20 protein-coding genes and 1 tRNA gene are annotated in these 21,043 nt (G+C 37.2%); 14 read left to right on the forward strand and 7 right to left on the reverse strand.

All coding sequences use genetic code 11. The features are described from left to right. The first annotated feature begins 32 nt into the window (after positions 1-32). The 3 genes from thsB (at position 33) to NSIN_RS02735 (ending at position 4,206) form a co-directional block, all read left to right on the forward strand. Positions 33-1,655 carry a thermosome subunit beta gene (gene thsB, locus NSIN_RS02725; protein WP_101009277.1) on the forward strand — a complete coding sequence of 541 codons (1,623 nt, stop codon included), beginning with the start codon at positions 33-35 and terminating at the stop codon, positions 1,653-1,655. Between the two features lie 8 nt (positions 1,656-1,663). Then, positions 1,664-2,677 (forward strand): carbohydrate kinase family protein, encoded by a 1,014-nt coding sequence (locus tag NSIN_RS02730; RefSeq protein ID WP_101009278.1) that lies wholly within the window; start codon positions 1,664-1,666, stop codon positions 2,675-2,677. A 128-nt stretch (positions 2,678-2,805) separates the two neighbouring features. Further along, positions 2,806-4,206 (forward strand): PKD domain-containing protein, encoded by a 1,401-nt coding sequence (locus NSIN_RS02735; RefSeq protein ID WP_101009279.1) that lies wholly within the window; start codon positions 2,806-2,808, stop codon positions 4,204-4,206. Between the two features lie 101 nt (positions 4,207-4,307). On the opposite strand, the gene guaA is transcribed toward NSIN_RS02735, so the two are convergent. The 3 genes from guaA to NSIN_RS02750 all read right to left on the reverse strand — a co-directional run bounded on the left by guaA (position 4,308) and on the right by NSIN_RS02750 (position 7,238). Next, positions 4,308-5,831, reverse strand: a complete 1,524-nt coding sequence (gene guaA / locus NSIN_RS02740) for a glutamine-hydrolyzing GMP synthase (protein WP_101009999.1) — start codon at positions 5,829-5,831, stop codon at positions 4,308-4,310. A gap of 4 nt (positions 5,832-5,835) precedes the next feature. Then, entirely contained in the window at positions 5,836-6,387 is a 552-nt protein-coding gene (locus NSIN_RS02745) for a hypothetical protein (protein ID WP_101009280.1), read from the reverse strand. 116 nt (positions 6,388-6,503) lie between these two features. Beyond that, positions 6,504-7,238: a 6-hydroxymethylpterin diphosphokinase MptE-like protein gene (locus NSIN_RS02750; RefSeq protein WP_101010000.1), complete on the reverse strand. Its 735-nt coding sequence runs from the start codon at positions 7,236-7,238 to the stop codon at positions 6,504-6,506. Positions 7,239-7,272: 34 nt separating this feature from the next. Between NSIN_RS02750 and folP the strand changes: the two genes are divergently transcribed. From folP to NSIN_RS02765, 3 genes are read left to right on the forward strand one after another with little or no spacing between them, the layout of a single operon-like run. Further along, a complete protein-coding gene (folP, locus tag NSIN_RS02755; RefSeq protein ID WP_101009281.1) occupies positions 7,273-8,139 on the forward strand; it encodes a dihydropteroate synthase in 867 nt (288 codons plus the stop codon). 30 nt (positions 8,140-8,169) lie between these two features. Continuing rightward, positions 8,170-9,609, forward strand: coding sequence for an IMP dehydrogenase (gene guaB / locus NSIN_RS02760; RefSeq protein WP_101009282.1), 1,440 nt, complete (start codon positions 8,170-8,172; stop codon positions 9,607-9,609). 36 nt (positions 9,610-9,645) lie between these two features. Then, complete coding sequence (locus NSIN_RS02765) at positions 9,646-10,110, forward strand: hypothetical protein (RefSeq protein WP_101009283.1); 465 nt, start codon at positions 9,646-9,648, stop codon at positions 10,108-10,110. Here NSIN_RS02765 and pheA read toward each other — a convergent pair. The 3 genes from pheA to dph2 are packed head-to-tail and all read right to left on the reverse strand — an operon-like array spanning position 10,107 to position 12,511. Then, on the reverse strand, positions 10,107-10,922 hold the full coding sequence (gene pheA, locus NSIN_RS02770; RefSeq protein ID WP_101009284.1) for a prephenate dehydratase: 816 nt from the start codon (positions 10,920-10,922) through the stop codon (positions 10,107-10,109). The two genes, NSIN_RS02765 and pheA, sit on opposite strands and share 4 nt — an antisense overlap. Before the next feature lie 5 nt (positions 10,923-10,927). Then, complete coding sequence (locus NSIN_RS02775; protein WP_245871886.1) at positions 10,928-11,482, reverse strand: exosome complex RNA-binding protein Csl4; 555 nt, start codon at positions 11,480-11,482, stop codon at positions 10,928-10,930. Between the two features lie 33 nt (positions 11,483-11,515). Next, positions 11,516-12,511 carry a diphthamide biosynthesis enzyme Dph2 gene (dph2, locus tag NSIN_RS02780; protein WP_101009286.1) on the reverse strand — a complete coding sequence of 332 codons (996 nt, stop codon included), beginning with the start codon at positions 12,509-12,511 and terminating at the stop codon, positions 11,516-11,518. An 81-nt stretch (positions 12,512-12,592) separates the two neighbouring features. On the opposite strand from dph2, the gene NSIN_RS02785 reads away from it, so the two are divergent. Continuing rightward, positions 12,593-12,823 carry an Lrp/AsnC ligand binding domain-containing protein gene (locus NSIN_RS02785; RefSeq protein WP_101009287.1) on the forward strand — a complete coding sequence of 77 codons (231 nt, stop codon included), beginning with the start codon at positions 12,593-12,595 and terminating at the stop codon, positions 12,821-12,823. Next, positions 12,820-14,139: a tRNA(Ile)(2)-agmatinylcytidine synthase gene (locus NSIN_RS02790; RefSeq protein ID WP_101009288.1), complete on the forward strand. Its 1,320-nt coding sequence runs from the start codon at positions 12,820-12,822 to the stop codon at positions 14,137-14,139. The genes NSIN_RS02785 and NSIN_RS02790 overlap by 4 nt, the downstream gene beginning before the upstream one ends. 11 nt (positions 14,140-14,150) lie before the next feature. On the opposite strand, the gene NSIN_RS09400 is transcribed toward NSIN_RS02790, so the two are convergent. Beyond that, positions 14,151-14,255, reverse strand: a tRNA-Met gene (locus NSIN_RS09400). 83 nt (positions 14,256-14,338) lie between these two features. On the opposite strand from NSIN_RS09400, the gene NSIN_RS02795 reads away from it, so the two are divergent. Genes NSIN_RS02795 through NSIN_RS02820 form a run of 6 tightly spaced genes read left to right on the forward strand, consistent with a single transcriptional unit; the run spans position 14,339 to position 21,021 of the window. After that, positions 14,339-15,436, forward strand: coding sequence for a PQQ-dependent sugar dehydrogenase (locus NSIN_RS02795; RefSeq protein WP_101009289.1), 1,098 nt, complete (start codon positions 14,339-14,341; stop codon positions 15,434-15,436). 1 nt (position 15,437) lies between these two features. Then, positions 15,438-16,691 (forward strand): hydroxymethylglutaryl-CoA reductase, degradative, encoded by a 1,254-nt coding sequence (locus NSIN_RS02800; RefSeq protein ID WP_101009290.1) that lies wholly within the window; start codon positions 15,438-15,440, stop codon positions 16,689-16,691. Between the two features lie 40 nt (positions 16,692-16,731). Next, positions 16,732-17,709, forward strand: coding sequence for an ATP phosphoribosyltransferase (gene hisG / locus NSIN_RS02805; protein WP_101009291.1), 978 nt, complete (start codon positions 16,732-16,734; stop codon positions 17,707-17,709). Beyond that, positions 17,709-18,977, forward strand: a complete 1,269-nt coding sequence (hisD, locus tag NSIN_RS02810) for a histidinol dehydrogenase (RefSeq protein ID WP_101009292.1) — start codon at positions 17,709-17,711, stop codon at positions 18,975-18,977. The genes hisG and hisD overlap by 1 nt, the downstream gene beginning before the upstream one ends. After that, entirely contained in the window at positions 18,974-20,044 is a 1,071-nt protein-coding gene (hisC, locus tag NSIN_RS02815) for a histidinol-phosphate transaminase (RefSeq protein WP_101009293.1), read from the forward strand. Before hisD ends, hisC begins: the two co-directional genes overlap by 4 nt. Continuing rightward, complete coding sequence (locus NSIN_RS02820; RefSeq protein ID WP_101009294.1) at positions 20,041-21,021, forward strand: HAD family hydrolase; 981 nt, start codon at positions 20,041-20,043, stop codon at positions 21,019-21,021. Before hisC ends, NSIN_RS02820 begins: the two co-directional genes overlap by 4 nt. Positions 21,022-21,043: the final 22 nt, after the last annotated feature.

Here is a 21,043-nt window from a genome sequence, read left to right on the forward strand (position 1 = left end):
GGCAATTAATTACACGAAATAAGGGATTAATTTTGGCGTCTATTCAACAAACACCACAAGGACCAGTACTAGTGTTAAAAGAAAGTGCATTGCAGCAAAAGGGAAGAGATGCACAAAAGAATAACATTGCTGCAGCAAAGCTAGTTGCAGAACTTGTAAGGACAAGTCTTGGTCCACGAGGAATGGACAAGATGCTTGTTGATTCACTAGGTGATGTTACGATTACAAATGATGGTGCTACGATACTAAAAGAAATTGATGTTCAACATCCTGCTGCAAAAATGATGGTTGAGATTTCAAAGACTGTTGATAATGAAGTAGGCGATGGTACTACATCTTCTGTAGTATTTGGTGGATCATTGTTGGCAAAAGCTGAAGAGCTTCTGGAAAAGGATGTTCATGCAACGGTAATAATTGAAGGATATCAAGCAGCTGCAGAAAAAGCTCTTTTACTTCTTACAGAAATGGCCAAACAAGTTAGTCCAAATGAAAAAGAAATTTTGCTCAAGATTGCAAAAACCAGCATGCAATCAAAACTTATCTCAGAAGATAGTGATCTATTATCAAAACTTGTAGTTGACTCTATATTGCAAGTTGTAGAAAAAGAAACAGAAGGACACAAGGTAGACCTTGACAACATCAAGGTAGAAAAGAAAGCAGGCGGATCTATTAGAAATACTCAATTTATCAAAGGTATAGTACTTGACAAAGAGGTCGTACACAGTGGCATGCCAACTAAGATTGAAAAGGCAAAGATTGCTCTACTAAACTCTGCACTAGAGATTGAAAAGACAGAGATGAGTGCAGAAATAAGAATCAGTGATCCTACTCAAATGCAAATGTTCCTTGAAGAAGAAAATAGAATGCTAAAGTCAATGGTAGACAAGATTCATCAAATTGGTGCAAATGTGCTTGTATGCCAAAAAGGTATTGATGACATCGCACAACACTATTTGGCTAAACAAGGAATACTTGCAGTTCGAAGAGTAAAAGAAAGTGATATGACAAAACTTTCCAAGGCAACGGGAGGAAGAATAAGCAGCAATATTGATGACATGACTGCAAAAGACCTTGGCGCCGCAGAACTTGTAGAACAAAGAAAAGTAGAGACAGACAAATGGGTATTCATTGAAGGTTGTAAGAATCCGAAAGCTATTACATTATTGCTAAGGGGAGGCTCCCAAAGAGTTGTTGATGAGGTTGATAGATCCATGCACGACTCATTGATGGTTGTAAAGGATGTCATTGAAAAACCAGCAGTAGTAGCTGGTGGTGGTGCTCCTGAAGAATTCCTTGCTTCAAACCTAAAGGAATGGGCAGATAAATTTGAGGGAAGAGAACAACTTGCAATTAAAAAATATGCGGAGGCACTTGAGGTTATTCCATTGACAATTGCAGAAAATGCAGGAATGGATCCAATCAATACTATGGTTACAATCCGTGCCAAACATAGTCAAGGAAAGAAATGGACAGGTATAGATGCAAGAAATACTAGAGTTGCAGACATGTTTTCAATTGATATCATCGAACCAGTTGCAGTAAAAGAGCAGATAATAAAATCTGCAACAGAGGCAGCATGTATGATACTCCGAATTGATGATGTCATTGCTTCATCTGGAGCCAAGGGCGGACGTGGTCCTCCACCAATGGGCTAAATCTCTTCATGTTTGAAGAACTACAAAATCTAAAACAAGTTCATCCTGTTGTTGTTCTAAATGATTTTTTCTTGGATAGAATAATCAGGATAAAAAATCCTGATCTACTCTACAAACAAGTTTTGGAAAAAAGTAATCTTGGTGGAAGCATTCGTGGAATACCGCAAACAGATCTAAAAGGAGGGAATGCAACAAATGTGGCGTATGCTCTTGCAAGACTTGGTTGTCCAGTATCACTAATCACAATTGCAGACAAGACAGGACAAAATATCATCAAAGAAAGTTTTTCACAATTTGATACTGCATCTCTTTTTGTACTTGAGGGAAGACCAGGACGCACAACATCCCTTGAGCTTGATAATGGTAAAGATATTGCAAATGTAATGATCTCTGATCTTGGAGACAATGAAAACTTTGGACCTGAAAAACTCGGACAAAAAGAACAAGATGAAATTACGAATGCATCTGCAGTGATTGTAACAAATTGGGCAAGCAACAAAAAAGGAACTGATCTTTCAGAATTTGTATTTTCCAAGTCTGTTTCTGCACTTCATTTTCTGGATCCTGCCGATATTCAAACAAGAGCAAAGGAGTTTGCAAGTGCATTGCCAAGACTCTCAACTTATTTGGATTCTCTATGTCTAAATGAGAATGAATGCAATATCCTCCTACAGCAGTCTGGTCTTGGCATGGTCTCAGGAGAAGAAAAGACAAAAAGACTTATACAAAAACTTGCCAAGTCTTACTCTGTATCAATAGATCTTCACACCACAAATGGATCATACTGGTCAGATGGGGATCATGTAGAGTTTGCTACCTCTTTTCTGGTAGAGCCAAAATTTGTTACTGGTGCAGGAGATGTATGGGATGCTGCAAACATTGCTGGGTATCTTGTAGGACTTGATGCTTGTACAAGGCTCCAATTTGCAAATGGGGCTGCCTCGTTATATGTAAGAAATCCCCTTGGTATTCCACCTACAATTGATCAAATTTTGTCGCTTGTTAGTTCTAATCCCTGTTAAGTCCATTTATTTGCAAAATTGATGAAATTATCATGTCAAATCGTAAATTTAGATCAAAAAACTGATCAGACCAATACTACAAATTGAGAGAAAGGTTTTTTAATAATCTAAAATTTAGGACTCACAAGTTGAATTACAAATTTTTTGTTGCTATACTAGCAGCAATGATCTTTTCTGCAGTGGTACCAACAATGTCTGCACATGCTCAAACTAGTGCAGGTGACCTTGGTGCACAACAGTATCTACAACAATGTATTCAGCAATTCCAAGGTACCGATCACATTTACTGTTCTAAATTCTATACCACAGATGTTGCTAGATCTGGCACATTGAACCAATACTTTTTGCAGGGTTCTCTTGCAAATAGCATTGTAGTATATGAAAATACAAAAGTTACACTTTCCGGTCTAAAATCAACAACTCCTGATGCAGGTAAAAAGTTAACCTATCAATGGGGCCAAGTCTCAGGAGACAAGATAACATTTACCCCAAGTTCTACTGAACCTGTAATATCCTTCATCGCACCATCAGTTCCAGCAAATCAAGTCAAGTCACTAAAGATATCATTAACAGTTGATGATGGGTATAAACTAGAAGATTCCACAACCTTTGATGTCATAGTATTACACGTAAATCATCCACCGGTTGTTACAGTAAACCCAGACCAGGTTGTCGATGAGGGAACAGTAGTTTCACTCAAAGGTACTGCAACAGACCCAGACAATGATCCGTTAACCTTATCATGGGGACAATATTCTGGTACCGCAGTACAGTTATCCTCTACCACAACAACTGATACATCATTTGTTGCACCAGCGGTAACACCTGGCCAGACTTCAGTTTTGTTATTCGTATTTACTGCAGATGATGGACATGGAGGCAAATCTGCTGCCATGACCAAAGTCACCGTCAAGAGCACCCACCAAGATCCAACCGTGGCATGCCAAGACGCTTCTGTATATGCTAACTCACTAGTGAGATTACCAGTATCAGTCGCTAACCCAAGTGGTGACACAATATCATACTATTGGAGACAAATATCTGGAGAACCAGTAAAATTGTCTTCTAGCACTGACATGAGTCCATCATTTGTAGCACCTACTCCAGTTGGTTCAAGCAGCACATTGAGATTTACACTAGATGTATCTGACAACATGGTAGATATCCCATCATGCTCTGTAACTATCAAGGTAAGCAACTTGCCAGCAACCGGACAACCACCAGTTGCTAATGCAGGTCCAGACCAAGTAGTTTCACCAAACAGTAGAGTTGTGTTGGATGGAAGCGCCAGTACTGGTGACAACATCACATACAAGTGGGAACAGACAAGCGGTGACCCAGTTACTCTGATACTCAGAGGTACTGCACACCCAGCATTCTACTCGCCAGCAGTTGACTATGGTCAACAGAAGGTGTTAGAATTCAAGCTCACTGTAACCAACCAATATGGTTCAAGCAGCAGCACAGTCAAAGTAACAGTGATTCAGGACCAGAATCCACCAACTGCAAGAATTACAGTGGTGCCCTAGTCACTTTTCTTGTAATTTTCCTTTAAAATACAAAATTTTACTTTAAAGTAACTTATCTTTATTCTAGTCATATCTTTCTTTAAAGGGTGTTAATGGACTTTTTATTGTGGTTCTATTGTAGCAGGCGGCTTGCTTGAAATTACATAGCTAACCCAGGCCACATCTTCTACCTCATTTGTAATCCTGTTACTTATTCTCTCTAAAATTTCAGAGGGAAGCCTTGTCCAATCTGCAGTCATGGCATCAATTGAATCCACTACCCTTACAAGTACAACATGTCCATATTTTCTTTCATCTCCCACTACTCCTACTGCTCTGTCATCGCCAACTGCAGCATAGGCTTGCCATACTTTGTCGTACCAGCCTGATACAACAAGTTCGTTCTCCACAATCTTGCTTGCTTGTTTTGCAATCTGAAGCTTCTCTGGAGTAAGTTCACCCATTACTCTTACTGCAAGCCCGGGTCCTGGAAATGGGTGGCGGTATAGTAACTTGTCTGGTACTCCTAATATCTTGCCTACTCTCCTTACCTCGTCTTTGTAGAGGAATCTGAGAGGTTCTAGAACCTGTAGGTGTAGCCATGATGGAAGTCCACCTACATTATGATGAGTCTTTATTACTGCTGCAGGGCCTTTTGATACACCACTTTCTATGACATCAGGATACAAAGTTCCTTGGGCAAGCCACTTGAAGGGACCATTTTTCTCCGCAAATTCTGTAAATACCTTGACAAATTCTTCTCCTACGATCTTTCGTTTTTGTTCAGGATCAGTTACTCCCTTTAATCTTGAAAGAAATCTGTCTTTTGCATTTATCATTGTAAAGTTCATTCCAAAATTATTCTCAAACATATTATTTACCTCCATTTCCTCATCAAGTCGCAAAAGCCCATTGTCTACAAAGACACACTTGAGCTTGTCCCCGATTGCTTTTTGAATTAGTACTGCAGCTACTGTGGAATCAACACCTCCACTAATACCACACAAAACGTTGCCATCAATTTTTGAAATCTCAGATATTGTATTCTCTATAAAGTTCTCTAATGTCCAGTCCTGTTTTGCTTTGCATATGTTTAATACAAAATTTTTGAGCACTTGGACTCCATTTTCTGTATGTATTACCTCTGGATGAAATTGTATTCCATATACCATTTTTTGCTTGTTTGCAATCGCAGCTGCAAAAGAATTCTCAGTATGTCCTATGACATTAAATCCTTCAGGTAAACTTTCTGCTGCATCACCATGGCTCATCCATGCTCTTGTAGATTTACCCATCCCTGAAAGCAAGTCAGAGTCATTGTCTATGCTTAATACCGATGAACCATATTCCTTGTGAGCTCGCCTTACTTTTCCGCCAAACTTGTTTACGATCAACTGATGACCATAACATATGCCAAGCACTGGAAGGCCTATCTCAAATATTCCACTTGATGGTTGTGGCGAATCTTTGTTGTAAACACTTGCAGGACCTCCACTAAAGACGATTCCTTTTGGATTCATCTTTTTTAATTCTTCAAGTGATATGTCATATGGAACAAGTTCTGAATAAACTGAAAACTCTCTGATTCTTCTACAAATCAGATGGCTATATTGCGAACCAAAATCTAGAACAATAATTTTGTCCATCGTATCACTTTTGAGAATTCTCAAGCATTCTGGAAAATGACCATGTTACTGTATTTATTATCTCGCTGACTCTTTCTTTTTGCCTATAATTTTTGATGAGTATCTCCCTTATTTTACCGCCATCCTTGTTTACAAGACATGATATCATAGTATTTTGTGGAATTTTGCCATTTTGGGCATCAAGCCTATCTTGATTCTCCATACCTCCTATGATTCTTCCAAGAAAGAATGACTTGAAGGGATTTGTCTCCACATCTAATGTTATATCTTCTGATGGAATGATTACCATTTCATCTGACGTTACATGTGCATTTGCCAAGATTCTATCTTGGGATTTGATTGGAATTACCGAAGATTCTTGTTTTGATTGTGTAACTGGCTTGTTTGATGATGATACCAACGAAGACGCCTTGCTAAAGCTTGATTGTTTTACGATAGAATCAAGAATCCTGATATTTTGTCTAAACTTGTCTATCTCTTTTTCTCTTTTTTCAATCTCTTCTGAGATCCACTCTCTTAACTCTAAAATGTCACGGAGATGTTCTTCAGAATCCATGTTTTTCCTATTGTAAAATGGATAATAAATATTAAAACAAGCTGAAAGTTGGTTCAAGCATTGTTCTTGATGCATGGTTATTCTTAATTAGAAACTAGAATGAGAATTTCATTATTTTACGATATGATTCTTCGAAGATCGGAAATTCTCATATTTTCAAATCCCTTGATTGGGTAGGTTGTGGTATACAATTTTGCGTTGGTATTTGAGGCAAGCCACTCCAATAGAGATTTTGCTTTTTCAAGTTTTCTTATCTTTGTAGACCTGTCTGAAACAACTTGCTTTGAGTATCTCCCTATCTTGGTCCCAAAATCCATCCCAATTAGAATGATTTTCTTTGCACCAAAATGTTCTGCAAGAAAAACACATCTGTCTCCGTCAGTAAAACCTCCAAAATTCTTTACCATTCCAACTTGTTTGTCTTCTGTAGTTCCAATACAATTTTGAAACAATGTAGAATATGGAAGTCTTGGTATGTTGTCTCCATGTGCATGTACTACCATGATTGATCCTAATTCTGAAGCTTTCCTAAGAGAATCAATGTCACCATCAAGATCAGTTACTATGATATCTGGAACTATGTCATGCTCAAGTAATGCCTGGGCAGAACCGTCTGCAACAATCTTTGTTATATTTTTGAATTTTTTGATATGTGATATTGCAGAATCAAGAGATGGTCCTGCGCCTATGACAAAAACAGCCTTACCGCTGATCTTTTTTCTAATACTGTATGGTTGTGATTTCTTTTCAAGCAACCAGTCAAGTACATTGGCGGCTTGTATCTCTTTTATTCTATCATAATGAAATTCTTTTAAAATTTCTAAATACTTTTCATGCCATCCTTTAATCATAAGTCTAAATGATCCTGGGTTAATCATAAACCATATGCATAATCTTGCCAGTGTCAAAGTAGGAGGCTCCAATCCTGTAAGGATAATGGGCATTATCAACACCAGTCCAGAGTCATTTTATAAAAAATCGATATTTACAGAAAAAAGAATTATCTCAAAAACTGCCAAATCAATGGAAGAAGATGGTGCAGATTTTATCGATGTTGGCGGTATGTCCACTGCGCCATATATCAGGACCTTAATCTCGGAGGAAAAAGAGATTGGAAGAGTCACAAATGCGATTGAAGCGATACAAAAGGTTTCACGATTGCCAATCTCCATTGATACCTGTAGAGCAGCTGTGGCAAAAGCTGCACTTGACCTAGGTGTTGAGATAGTAAATGATGTCTCTGGATTGAAATATGATGAAAAAATGATTCATGTGTTGGAAGAATATACTCCATCAGTAATTTTATGTGCATTTGGAGAACAACCTATCAGAGGAAATCATATCATCCAAACACAAAAGTTGATTGATCAAAGTGTCAAAATCGCATTAAGGTCTGGGGTTTCAAAAAGAAATATTGTGGTAGATCCTGCAATTGGGTTTTTTAGAAAAAAGGCACAAGGTGTATTATTTACCAGGATAAGTTCTGATTGGTTACAAAGAGATCTTGTAATTTTAAACAATTTGAATATTGTAAGAGGAAAATATCCAATTCTTGTCTCTGTCTCACGTAAATCCTTCTTGGGAGAACTTCTAAGTGAACCTGATCCACAAAAGCGACTCTATGGTTCCTTGGCCGCAGAAACTTTTGCTGTTTTGCATGGTGCTGATATAATACGCACACACCATGTCAAGGCTACATCTGATGCAACAAAGATCGCATCAGATCTAAAAAATATCAAGAAAGGCTTATAACAGATTTTCATACAATTCAAGAAGGTTTCATTGGAAATAAGGGAAGGACTAACATTTGATGATGTGCTCCTTGTTCCCAAACGTTCATCTATTGTTACAAGATCTCAAACCAATCTACAAACAAAACTTTCCAAAAATATCTCACTCAACATACCTATCATAAGTGCTAACATGGATACAGTTACCGAGTCTGCTATGGCAGTAGCAATAGCAAGGGAAGGAGGAATAGGTATCATACATAGATTTCTTACTATATCTGAGCAGGTAACCGAGGTTCTCAAGACAAAGCGTTCAGGTAGTATATTGATAGAAAATCCGTATACAATCAAGCCAGAACAAACTGTCCGTGATGCAATAGAATCAATGAGAGAAAAAGGTGCATCAGGACTTCTTGTCACTGATGATCAAGGAAAACTTGTTGGAATATTGACAAGACGAGATATTGTTATGCTCGAAGCAAAAGATGAAACTAAAAAGGTTACAGAAGTCATGACGAATGATGTCATTACGGCAAAATTTGGAATAGATGTTGTTTCTGCAAAAGACATTCTACGAGAGAATTGCATTGAGAAACTTCCACTTCTTGACGAAAGAGGACATGTCAAGGGCTTGATAACAAGTAAAGACATCATAAATGCAGGAAATTATCCTCAGGCCTCAAAGGACAAGAAAGGTAGACCTCTTGTTGGAGCTGCAGTTGGAGTAAAGGGAGATTTCATGGAAAGAACAGAGGCTCTACTTGATGCAGGAGCAGATGCCATAGTTGTAGATATAGCACATGGACACAGTGAAAATGCTATCAATACAGTTCGATTGATAAAAAAAGCATTTCCAAACTGTGAATTAATTGCAGGAAATGTAGCTACTGCCCAAGGTACGGAGGATCTCATTCAGGCTGGTGTTGATGCAGTAAAGGTAGGTGTAGGTTCTGGTTCTATTTGTATCACTAGAGTTATCACAGGTTCTGGAGTGCCGCAACTAACTGCTGTTATGGATTGTGCCCAAGTTGGCAAAAAATATGGTATTCCGATAATATCTGACGGGGGTGTACGAACATCAGGTGATGCAACAAAAGCACTTGCTGCAGGAGCATCTACTGTAATGGTTGGCAGTTTACTTGGTGGAACCGATGAAAGTCCAGGTTCATTTATGATGAAAAATGGTAAACGATACAAAATTTACAGAGGAATGGCGTCATTTTATGCTGCATTAGGAAGAAAATCTAAAGAGACTAGTAATGCTTCAATGGTGGAAGATCTTAATGATTATGTGGCAGAAGGAGTTGAAGCAATGGTTCCATACAAGGGAAGTGTAACTGATATCATTAAACAATTAACAGGAGGAATTCGCTCAGGCCTTAGCTATTGTGGTGCAAATACAATTCCTCAAATGCAACAGAATGCAGAATTTATAAAAATGTCAACAGCAGGATATGCAGAAAGTCAACCCCATGATGTGGAATTGATGTAATTTACTTTAAATAATATCAAGAATTAATTTTTCACAATGTTGACAAAAAAATCCATTGCTGGAATTGCAATTGGCTCAATTGCAGTAGTTCTGGGAACATTTTTCCTTTTACAAACTATATCCACCAATGTGCATGATGTTAGCGATACAGTAGATATTGGAAAAAGTGACGTATTTGCATTTGATGCAGAAAAACATTATCATGAATCTCTCAATGTTACAGGCAGTTCATTTCATGTATTGATGAAGACTCCTGGAGATGGGCTTCAGGTTGACAGAGACTTTGAAAAGGAGATAAGTTTTGATTGGTACAGCCTTGTCAGTGGAAGACACTTTATCAATGTGACAAATACTGGAGGCTCTACACTTCATGTAGTAGGTAAGCTAGAGGCAGTGACAAATCCTATAATATTTACATCTCACCTCATAGTAATATCCTCTGGAGTTCTAATAATTGGAATTAGTGCCGCATTTTCAATACGGAAGCCAAAAGGATTCTAATTTAGTTCGGCTCGTGGGTATGAACCAACTATCTTCAAGAATGTAGTGTTTGTCTTTATCTTTTCTAATGTATCTTGAATATTCTTATCGTCCTGATGACCCTCAAAGTCTACGTAAAAATTGTACTCCCAGGGAGTACTCTTTGTAGGGCGAGATTCAATTTTTGTCAGATTAATTTTGTTTGCATTGAATTTTTCAAGAATGTTATACAATGCACCTGGAACATGCTTTATTGCAAAAATTATTGATGTCTTGTCTTTTGTAGTTCTTTCTTTTTTATTGTTTGCCATAACAAGAAATCTTGTATAATTATTTGAGTTGTCTTCTATACCTTCTCTTATTATTGGAACATTGTATATCTCTGCAGCCTTTCTGCTAGCAATACACGCTATGTTGTCCTTATTTAGCTCTAAGAGAATTTTTACACTTCCTGCAGTATCATAGGTTGGTATGGGCTTGAGATGATTTTCTTGTATAAATTTCCTGCATTGACCAAGTGCCTGAGGGTGTGAATATACAGTATCAATCTTTCCAAGATTCTGTAAACCAATTAAGCAGTGTGATATTCTATGATATGTCTCTCCAATGGCATTGAGTTTGGTTGTAAGTAGTAAATCATAGCTTTCACCCACACTTCCCTCAAGAGAATTTTCTACAGGAAGTATGGTACAGTCAGTATTTCCGCTTTCTGTTGACCCAAGAGCATCATAAAACGTGGAATATGGAACAGTCTCAATTTGTTCTTTGAAAAATCCTATTGCTGCTGCCTGACTATAAGCTCCCGGTTCTCCTTGAAATGCTACTTTTAACATGTTTCTTAGTTGGAATTGAATTTTATAAAATCGCTGTTTCCAAACCTGGTTGATAGTTTTCTCTCTTCAATATATCCACAGTCTATGCATTTTATGTTGTTACTCATTGCTATTACCTTTGCGCCACACTTGATACACTGTGTAAATAAAACCCCTAATTCAGGTTCACTAATTGTGGCATGTATTACTCCATTGAGAAGACTGAGTATTTTTGCAGTCACTATGTCACCTACTCTTACAAGAATTCTCTTCTTTGCCCCCTTGGCCTGGCATATGCATTCAAGGCCAGCATGTGTGGGCTTGCCATTTATGTACAAGATATTTATCGCAAACATGTTATTCATGAGGGCTGCAACACTGCCTGTTACCACGTCTCCTGACTTGGCAACTGCTGGTCTGCGCATACCACTAATTCTAGCTATTCTACTAGTCTTGTCAAATTCTGGTGTGCCTACAACTAGTGATCTTATTGATTGACCATCATCAAATGTATTCTCACCTGTTTCGAATTCTTCAATTATTGCAATTTTATCCCCTGGAAGAGCTGGTTTTTGAGACAATGTCATAAGTTGAGTTCTGATGATTATAATTGTTTATAGCCAATGGGAAATCTGCAAGAATTCTTCCATACCTTCCTTCCTTAGTATCTTCAACAATGCATTTGCCTGTGGTGTAGATAAAACTGGCTTGTGGAAATGATTGTCAGTCGATATTCTTGGACATGCAACCTGGATGAATGCATCAATTCCTTTTAGATTACGCAATCTTTCATCTGTGATATCTGTTATTGCAAATAGTTGTACTTTTTTCCCCATCTTTTCTAATTCTTTTTTGAATTTTATTGCAGTGACTTTTGAGAACTGACCTTCTTTTAGGCCTACAATTATTCCAAATGTCTCAGCCTCTGCTGCCTTGTAAACTGTCAATATTGCAGACTTTTGCAGTTTTCTTGCAAATTCTGTAACTTCTCTAATCTCATTAAAGTATGGATCAAGAACATATGTTGGCAAGTTAGTAGACAATGCAATCCCGGCTGCATGAAAATTGCTTTGTCCTAAGAATACGTTTGCCTCTACCACATTCTTTGTTTCTGCTACTGGATAAAACTCACAACCAAATACTTGACCGTCGTTTAGCTGCCCCTTGCCTTTTCCAATCTTTACTGTCATTCCGCCTTCTTCAAGTATCTCACGCACCTTGTCTACCTCGTGCAAATGTTGGCTGTCTGTAACAAGTGAAACTGTTCTCTCCTTGATTTCTTTAGCACATTTTCTGGCAATTTTTTCAAATGACATGTTATCAAATGCGTCTATTAGGACTATGTTGTCCCCAAAACTCATTGAATTAATCGTGTGACCTATGTGAAATAGAATTTCTGCTCCCAAAACTTTTGCACCATTAGAGTTGAGATCGCATGTACCAAAACAACTGTCTGCCATAACATAGGCTGGAATTCCAAACTTCTCCATTATTCTTGATGCAGTCTCCTGGATCTTTGGTATTATTCCATCTGGACCGTTTAATGCCACCGAAGCAGGTTTTCTTTTTTCTATTTCCTGGAAAATCTTTTCCTCATCTATTACTATCAATCGTTATCAACAATTGTTTTTTTAATTTAAATCAAACGAACCTCCACAATATTTAATATTGTACATTCCAAAGAGCTATCAATGCCCATTGCTTTTGTATTGATAAACACTGAACTGGGAGCAGAAAGTGAATTGCTAAATCAGCTAAAAAATATGCCTAGTGTCAAGTATGTCTATGTTCTCTATGGTGCATATGATCTAGTAGTAAAGGTTGAAGCACCAGACAATGAAACACTCAAGAAAACAATATCCAATAACATAAGGCAACTCAAAAATGTACGCTCTACACTTACAATGACTGTAATCGAATGAAAGAAAGCTCAATTCTCCATATTGGTTTTGATGATACAGACTCTAGAAAGGGAATGTGCACAACTTTTCTTGCCTATAAAATTGTAGAATATCTGAAAAAAGAACAAGTACAATTTCTTGATTATCCATATCTAATTAGATTCAACCCTAATGTCCCCTGGAAAACTCGTGGAAATGGTGCCGTTGCATTAAAAATAAAGACTGGCAATCCTGGTCTGATCAAAAAAAATATTGTGAAATTTATCCAAAAATATTCTGCAGTAGGTGATGGTGCGAATCCAGGCCTTGTTTTTTATGAAAAAAAAGAGATCCCTGCAAATTTTTCTGAATTTGGAAAAATGGCACTACATCGCCTAGTAAGTAGAAAAGAAACAAAAAAATTTGTTCAAGACAATGAACTTGAGACATATCATCTAGGAAATGGCCAAGGATTAATTGGAGCAATAGGTGCAATAGGATACGATTTTAGAGATCATACTTTTGAGCTAATCTCCTACAGAAACAAAACAAATCTTGGTAAAAAAAGAGAAATATCCAAAATCAGTGTAGCTAAAATGCAGCACCATACATTTCCAAAAACATTTAACAGCTTTGATGAATCAAAAAATAGAATTCTTATAGCACCACACGGTCCAGATCCAGTTCTTTTTGGAGTACGTGGAGAAGATCCCGATTCTGTAATTAAAGGTGCATCAATGGTACAATCAAAGGAAAAATTTTGTGGTTACATGGTATTTCGTTCAAATCAAGGTACAGGTGATCATCTACAAAATCAACTTGATGTAAGACATCTTCGACCATTTTCTTCTGGTTACTTGGTTGGAAATATAATTCAAAAACCACAAACAACTTTGGGCGGACATGTATTTTTTTCCATATCTGTAAACAATTCTATCATCAAGTGTGCGATATACAAACCGACAAAGCTTGGCTCTATTGCAGAAAATCTGATAGAAGGAGATTTAGTAAAAGTTGGAGGCGGAATTAGAAAATCTTCAAAAAAACATGGTCAGGTTCTAAATGTAGAATTTCTTGAAATACTTGATTTAAAAAAACATGTAATAATAGTGAATCCTTCCTGCACAAAATGCAATAAACGAATGAAATCAAAGGGAGTAAAACAAGGCTATCAATGTATCAAATGTGGAAATACTGCCAGAGAAAAAGTTGAACAAGAAGTCTTACGTAACATCAGCAAACAATTCTATCTTCCTGTGATCTCTGCACATCGTCATTTGACACGCCCAATGCAACGTATCAATAAAATCAATGCCAAAATCGAATTTGACAACTCTAAAAGATGGTTCTCAAATTAATATCTTGAAGATAGCGGGGAGTAGATTTGAACTACTGACTTGCGGGTATCTCATCGGTATAGATTATGAGCCCGCCGGGATGACTTAGCCCATTAGTCTGACTTCCCCACCCCGCTAAGTGAAGAAAGGCCTCAAGGGTGATATATACTCTTTAAACGAATTTAGAAATAATTAATAGGATTTCTCAAGTCTCAGACCTGTGGATAAAAAAACTAGAATATTGGCGATAGTAGCTGCTATTGCAGCTTCCATTTTGATTGTCACATCTCCTTCAGGATCAATTGTAATTCCACAACCCAATACTAGTACAACTACTGGAAGTGATGCAGTACAAGTTATTGCAACACATCTACAGAAACCTTGGGCAATGGCATTTGGTGATGGGAAAATATTTTTCACTGAAAAAATTGGTAAACTACGAGTTGTAGATAATGGTATACTTGTAAATGACTCTGTTGCTGATCTTCATGCATCTGATATTTCTGATGCAGGTCTTCTTGGAGTAGCAACACATCCAAATTTTGCAAAAAATCACTGGATCTATGTCTATTACACCTATAAAGATGGAGACAAATTGTGGAACAAGGTTCTTCGAATAACTGAATCTAATAATAAAATATCTGATGCAACTGTCATACTTGATAAAATTCCTGGCGCAGAATTTGATGATGGAGGAGTGATAAAATTTGGTCCTGATGGAAAACTCTACATTGGTACTGGAGATGCAACAGATGAAAATGCCGCTCAAGATTTGACCTCTCTTGCAGGAAAGATATTGAGATTAAACGATGATGGCTCTATTCCAAATGACAATCCTTATCCAAATTCCCCAGTTTATTCATCAGGTCACAGGAATCCTCAAGGTCTTACATGGGATAGTAAAGGAATCTTGTATGAAACTGAGGAAGGCCCAACCAAAAATGATGAACTTAATGTAATACAAAAAGGAAAAAACTATGGATGGCCAAATCAAGAATGTACTGGTTCTCCAGGATACCAGCCTGCACTTTTGTGTTATAATATTAGTGTAGAACCTGCAGGTATTGCATATTATGGTTCAGGACCTCTTGATTTCAAGGATAGTTTGCTGATGACTACCCTTCGTGGAAACATACTGTATCAACTCCATGTCTCTGATGGTAACATGACATCACAAAAGATCATATTAGATGGTCTTGGACGAATTCGTGAGGTTGGGGTGGGACCTGATGGTTATGCATATGTTCTTACTGCTAATACCGATGGACAAGGATTTCCAGACAAAAATGATGATAAACTATTGAGGATTGTGAAGTAAATTGACTGATTCTTCTATCTCAAAATTTCATGAAAAAACAAGAGATGAAAAAATAAAAACACTAGAATCATTTTCTAATCTTTCAAAAGAAGAAGTAGAAATCCTGAAAGGAAATGGAGGAATAACTTTTGATCAAGCAAATACGATGGTTGAAAACGCTGTAGGAATTGTCTCATTTCCACTTGGTATTGCAACCAATTTCAAAATAAATGGAAATGACTATCTTGTCCCAATGGTAATAGAGGAACCCTCTGTAATCGCTGCTGCATCCAAGGCTGCCAAGATTGCAAGAAAACATGGTGGGTTTACAATGGAAGCAGACGAATCATACAGTATTGGACAGATCCAAATAGTCGATGTTGATGTGAAATCTGTAACTCGAAAAATCTTGGCCAAGTCTGATGATATCATTACTCTTGCAAATTCAAAAAGTAATACATTATCAAAAATGGGAAAAGGGGCGAAACAAGTTCTGTGTAAAGAAATCTCGACAAGATCTGGTCCTATGCTTGTAGTTGAAATTCTAATAGATGTTGGTGATGCAATGGGTGCTAATGTTACAAATACCATGTGCGAAGCAGTTGCACCTATGATAGAAGAAATAACTGGAGGCAGGGCAGTACTAAAAATATTATCAAACTATTCTACTAGAAGACTAGTCAGAGGAAGAGCCACGTTTGATAAAGAAGAGTTGGGTGGCAGTAATGTTGTAGATAATATAATTTTGGCATATGAATTTGCAGCAAATGACCCATACCGAGCTGTTACTCATAACAAAGGAATAATGAATGGAATCATTGCAGTTGCAAATTCTACTGGACAGGATACACGAGCAATTGAGGCTGCAGCTCATGCATATGCCTCAAAGGATGGTCATTATACATCACTCACAAAGTGGAAAAAAGACCGAGATGGGAATCTAGTTGGAGAAATAGAAATGCCCATGTCTGTAGGAATTGTTGGTGGGATAATCAACATTCATCCTGTAATGAAAACCTGTTTGAAAATCCTAGGCGTAAAATCTGCTCGTGAATTGTCATGTATTATAGGTGCAGCAGGACTTGCACAAAATCTCAGTGCAATGAGAGCCCTGGCTTCCGAGGGAATACAGAAGGGCCACATGAAGCTTCATGCTAAAAACATCGCTGCCAGTGCAGGAGTCCCACCTGAAAAGATTGCTCAAGTAATAGCCCAAATGACAAAGGAAGGAAATATCTCTGTTACTAGAGCACGAGAGATTCTGGAAAATCTCTAGGCGACTAAATATATATCCAAAGAAGTTTGTTAGGTCTACATTGACTTTGGTAAAATTTGCCGTTCCTAAGGGAAGCATAGAAGAAGCTACCTTCAAGATACTTGAAAGATCATGGACACGTGTAGTAAAAAGAGACAGAACTTACCGTGTCTTGCTTGATGATCCCCTCATCTCAGTAAAAATGCTACGCCCACAAGAAATTCCTAATCTTGTATTTGCAGGATTGTATGATGTAGGTATAACTGGAAGAGATTGGGTCAAGGAAACAAATTCTGATGTAGAGATACTTCTTGATCTAGAGTATGGAAAAATAAAACTTGTAGTTGCAATTCCTGACTCTTATCACTTTAAATCACTCGATGAAATGATATTGGCATACGCAAAGAAAAAGAAAATACTGAGAATATCTTCTGAGTATCTTAACACAACTGCCAAATTTATCATGCAATGCAAGAACTACAAGAAACTCTATGGTACTAAAACCCCTGTTATAGTTACACCATGGTTGAGTCAAGGTTCGAACAAAAATGTTCAGATCTTCCTCTCTTTTGGAGCAACAGAAGCAAAACCTCCGGAGGATGTTGATGCTATAGTTGATGTAACAGAAACTGGTACTACTCTGACACAAAATCAACTAAAAATTGTTGAGACTGTGGTGGAATCAACTGCAGTTCTGATAGCAAACAAAGTATCTCTAAAGGACAAATCCAAACGAGGAAAAATATATGACATTGTAACAATGTTGAGAGGTGCGGTAGAAGGAAAGAAGCATCTACATCTGTTCTTAAATGTTAAAGAAGAAAATCTAGACAAACTGTTGCATGAGTTACCATCGCTCAAACAACCTACAATAAGTCCATTGAGTGAAAAAGGCTGGTATGGAATCAACACAGTTATTCCAAAATCTGAATTCCATAAGATGATTCCAAAACTACGAAAGATTGCACAGGGTCTAGTGGTACATGAGCCAAAACAAATTTTGGCACTTGAGGAGATAAAACGTGATGAGGAAAGTTGATGAAAATCATCAATGTTTACAATGTGGATTCAATCATAGAGTCCACAAGGCCAAAAATAGATAGCACTGCAAGGCAAAAAGTACTAGATATCATTTCTGATGTACAAAAAAGAAAGGATAAAGCTCTACAAGAATATGAAACAAAATTTAGCGGAGCTAAAATCCGCTCTCTGAAAGTTACTAGACGGGAAATAAAGTCTGCCTATTCCAAGGTGACAAAAGAACAAATTGATGGAATTAAACTTGCCAAATTTCGCCTAGAAAAATCTGAAAATGCGGTACGAAAGAAACTGGGAAATGTTTCTATAGTGATGGATGGAATTGTTATAAAAAAAACGTTTTTACCAATTGATACTGTTGGCTGTTACATTCCTGGTGGAAAGGCTCGATATCCGAGTACTGTGATAATGTCAACTGTTCCTGCAAAAGTCGCAGGAGTAAAAAAAATAGTTGCCGTATCTCCATCTTATCGAGGAAAAATAGATCCACTTACACTTGTTGCAGCAGATATCTGTGGAGTAGATGAATTCTATAAAATAGGGGGTGCTCAGGCCATTGCAGCCCTTGCATATGGAACACAATCCATCCCCCAAGTAGACAAGATAGTGGGTCCAGGGGGTTCATTTGTTACTCTTGCCAAGTCATTACTAAGTGAAGTTGTTTCAATTGACATGATAGCAGGTCCTACAGAGCTAGCAATTGTAGCAGATGATACATCTAATGCCGATCTTGTAGCGCTTGATCTTATCTCTCAGGCAGAACACAGCCCTGATACAATGTGTTGCCTGATAACAAACTCTATACAATTGAAAAATTTAGTATTAAAATCACTTGAACAAAGGCTCTCATTTGTTAAGAGGTCTTCCATTGTAAGGGAAAGCTTGCAGCAAAATGGGTTTATTGCAATATGTAAAACTACTCAACAAATGGTTGATTTTGCAAACAAGCTTGCACCTGAACACCTTGAACTTGTGACAAGGAATTCCAGAAGACTTGCACAAGATATAAAGTCAGCTGGATTGATATTGTTGGGAGAAAATACTCCTTCATCTGCAAGCGATTATCTGTTAGGATCAAATCATGTTCTTCCAACTAATAGGTTTGGAAGAACTAGGGGCTCTCTAGGTGTACTTGATTATATGAAAATAAAAACTCAGGTAGAATCATCAAAAACCTCATTGAAAAAAATCTCAAAATATATGAAAGCCCTAACAGATGCAGAAGACTTGCCAAACCACTATGAAGCAGTAAAGGGAAGGTTGCTATGAAAAAAGATTGGTTTGTAAGAGAACTTGAGGGATATTCCAAACTTACAGGATACAAAAAACCGGAAAAATACACAGGTGCAATAAAGCTTGATTCCAATGAAAATTATGCAGTACCAAAAGAATTTCTTGAATCTATGATGAGTAAGGCAAGAGAGCGTATTGATATTAGAGAATATCCATTGGGGGGAACAGAAAAACTAGTAGAAGAAATTTCAAAGTATCTCAAGATGCCTAAAGAAATGATTGGAGTTGGAAACGGTTCTGATCAAATAATTGATCTTTTCCTCAGTAATTTCGCATCCAAGGCCACAAAAATTCTGACCTCAGATCCAACTTTTGGATTCTTTGAAGAACGCTGTAAATTATATGGAATTTCTACAATAAAAATTCCCTTTGACAAAAACATGATGCTTGATCTGGACAAGTTTTTGTCAAACTCAAAGAAAGCTGATATTTTGTATCTTGATACGCCTAACAATCCAACTGGATTCCAATTCCCAAGAAAAGACCTGGAAAAACTAGTGCGGGAATTCAAAGGCCTTGTAATAATAGATGAAGCATATGTGGAATTTTCTGATTATTCGATTGTTGAATTGACTAGAAAAGTGAACAATCTCATTGTGCTTAGAACACTATCCAAGTCATTTGGCCTGGCAGGGTTGAGAATAGGATATTTTGTTGCAAATGCACGAATAATTGACACATTCACAAGAGTAATTCAGTACCCTTATCCACTAAACACATTTGCAATAGAAGTTGGCATATTATCTCTTAAACAATCAAAGTATTTTGAAGATGTAGCATGTCTTATTAAGAAAGAACGTTCAAGAATCATCTCAAATCTTCAGCAAATGAAAATATTCTCGGTATTTGATTCGAAAGCAAATTTTGTTCTCTTTGCAACTGGTGGTTCTGGTCAACGAATCTACAAGGCTTTACTTGAACAAGGTATTTCGATAAAGAATCTTGGTAAAATTGGAAAATACGATGGATGTCTACGAGTTACCGTGGGATCAGAAGAAATGAACTCTAGATTTCTCACAGCCATACGGGATTTGCTAAATTGACTCTACAGGAGATTGCAGAGGGAATGATGATAAATCCAGAAAAAATTCCAGTAATGAAAAAACTAGATTCTATAGTGTTTGATTGTGATGGAGTTCTTATTGATATCACAAAATCATATGATCTAGCCATACAAAAAACTGTAGACTATATAGTACAAAAGATGGCTCACATAAACCAATCAGGTCTTGTTACAAAACAGATGATAGAAGGATTCAAAGCTAGTGGTGGCTTTAATGATGAAATTGATGTTACATATGCATTAATACTTGGTGTAGTTGCAGCACAAAAAAGAAACGAACCATTCCACAAATTTGTTTGCCAATTAATTGAGAATGCAGATCAAACTGGTATCAAATCAGTTGAAAAATATCTTGATTCTATAAATGCAGATGTTTCAGATATTAGAAAGACACTGTCATATCCAAGCCCAAAATTTCAAAACCCTCTATCCTCAATCTTTGATGAGATTTTTTATGGTTCTGAGCTATATCTACAACTCTATAAGAGAAAACCTCAATTCTTTGATGGTCCTGGACTAATTGAAAATGATGTAGTTCTTTTGAGCAGAGACCTTGTACAGAAACTTCATGTAAAATTTGGTAACAAATTAGCAATTGTAACAGGGCGCGGTCACTTGTCTGCAAAATATTCACTAAAGGGTCTTTTTGATGCGTTTGATCTACACAACTCGAAATTTCTTGAGGATGAGCCTCGTGAAATGGCAAAACCAAATCCCCAATCCCTTATATCTGCAATAAAGGGCATGAATGGAAAAAACGCGCTATATGTAGGTGACTCCATGGAAGACTATATCATGGCCCATAAAGCCAATGAACATGGTGTATCAACAATATTCTGTGGGATATATGGCACTAGTAAAGATCCTCAGGCAAAAAGAACACTATTTGAGAGCATAAATGCAGATATCATAATAAAATCAATAGATCTAATTCCGAATACATTAAATCTGGTCTAGGCATAAATCCATTCTCTACTCG

This window comes from Candidatus Nitrosotalea sinensis (assembly GCF_900143675.1).
GTDB classification, from domain to species: Archaea; Thermoproteota; Nitrososphaeria; order Nitrososphaerales; family Nitrosopumilaceae; genus Nitrosotalea; species Nitrosotalea sinensis.

Bases quoted from the DNA above. Each gene is read 5' to 3' on its own strand.
- NSIN_RS02730 (WP_101009278.1), top strand. From the start codon at position 1,664: ATGTTTGAAGAACTACAAAATCTAAAACAAGTTCATCCTGTTGTTGTT.
- guaA (WP_101009999.1), bottom strand. From the start codon at position 5,831: ATGGACAAAATTATTGTTCTAGATTTTGGTTCGCAATATAGCCATCTG.
- NSIN_RS02745 (WP_101009280.1), bottom strand. From the start codon at position 6,387: ATGGATTCTGAAGAACATCTCCGTGACATTTTAGAGTTAAGAGAGTGG.
- NSIN_RS02750 (WP_101010000.1), bottom strand. From the start codon at position 7,238: ATGATTAAAGGATGGCATGAAAAGTATTTAGAAATTTTAAAAGAATTT.
- folP (WP_101009281.1), top strand. From the start codon at position 7,273: ATGCATAATCTTGCCAGTGTCAAAGTAGGAGGCTCCAATCCTGTAAGG.
- NSIN_RS02765 (WP_101009283.1), top strand. From the start codon at position 9,646: ATGTTGACAAAAAAATCCATTGCTGGAATTGCAATTGGCTCAATTGCA.
- pheA (WP_101009284.1), bottom strand. From the start codon at position 10,922: ATGTTAAAAGTAGCATTTCAAGGAGAACCGGGAGCTTATAGTCAGGCA.
- NSIN_RS02785 (WP_101009287.1), top strand. From the start codon at position 12,593: ATGCCCATTGCTTTTGTATTGATAAACACTGAACTGGGAGCAGAAAGT.
- NSIN_RS02790 (WP_101009288.1), top strand. From the start codon at position 12,820: ATGAAAGAAAGCTCAATTCTCCATATTGGTTTTGATGATACAGACTCT.
- hisD (WP_101009292.1), top strand. From the start codon at position 17,709: ATGAAAATCATCAATGTTTACAATGTGGATTCAATCATAGAGTCCACA.
- hisC (WP_101009293.1), top strand. From the start codon at position 18,974: ATGAAAAAAGATTGGTTTGTAAGAGAACTTGAGGGATATTCCAAACTT.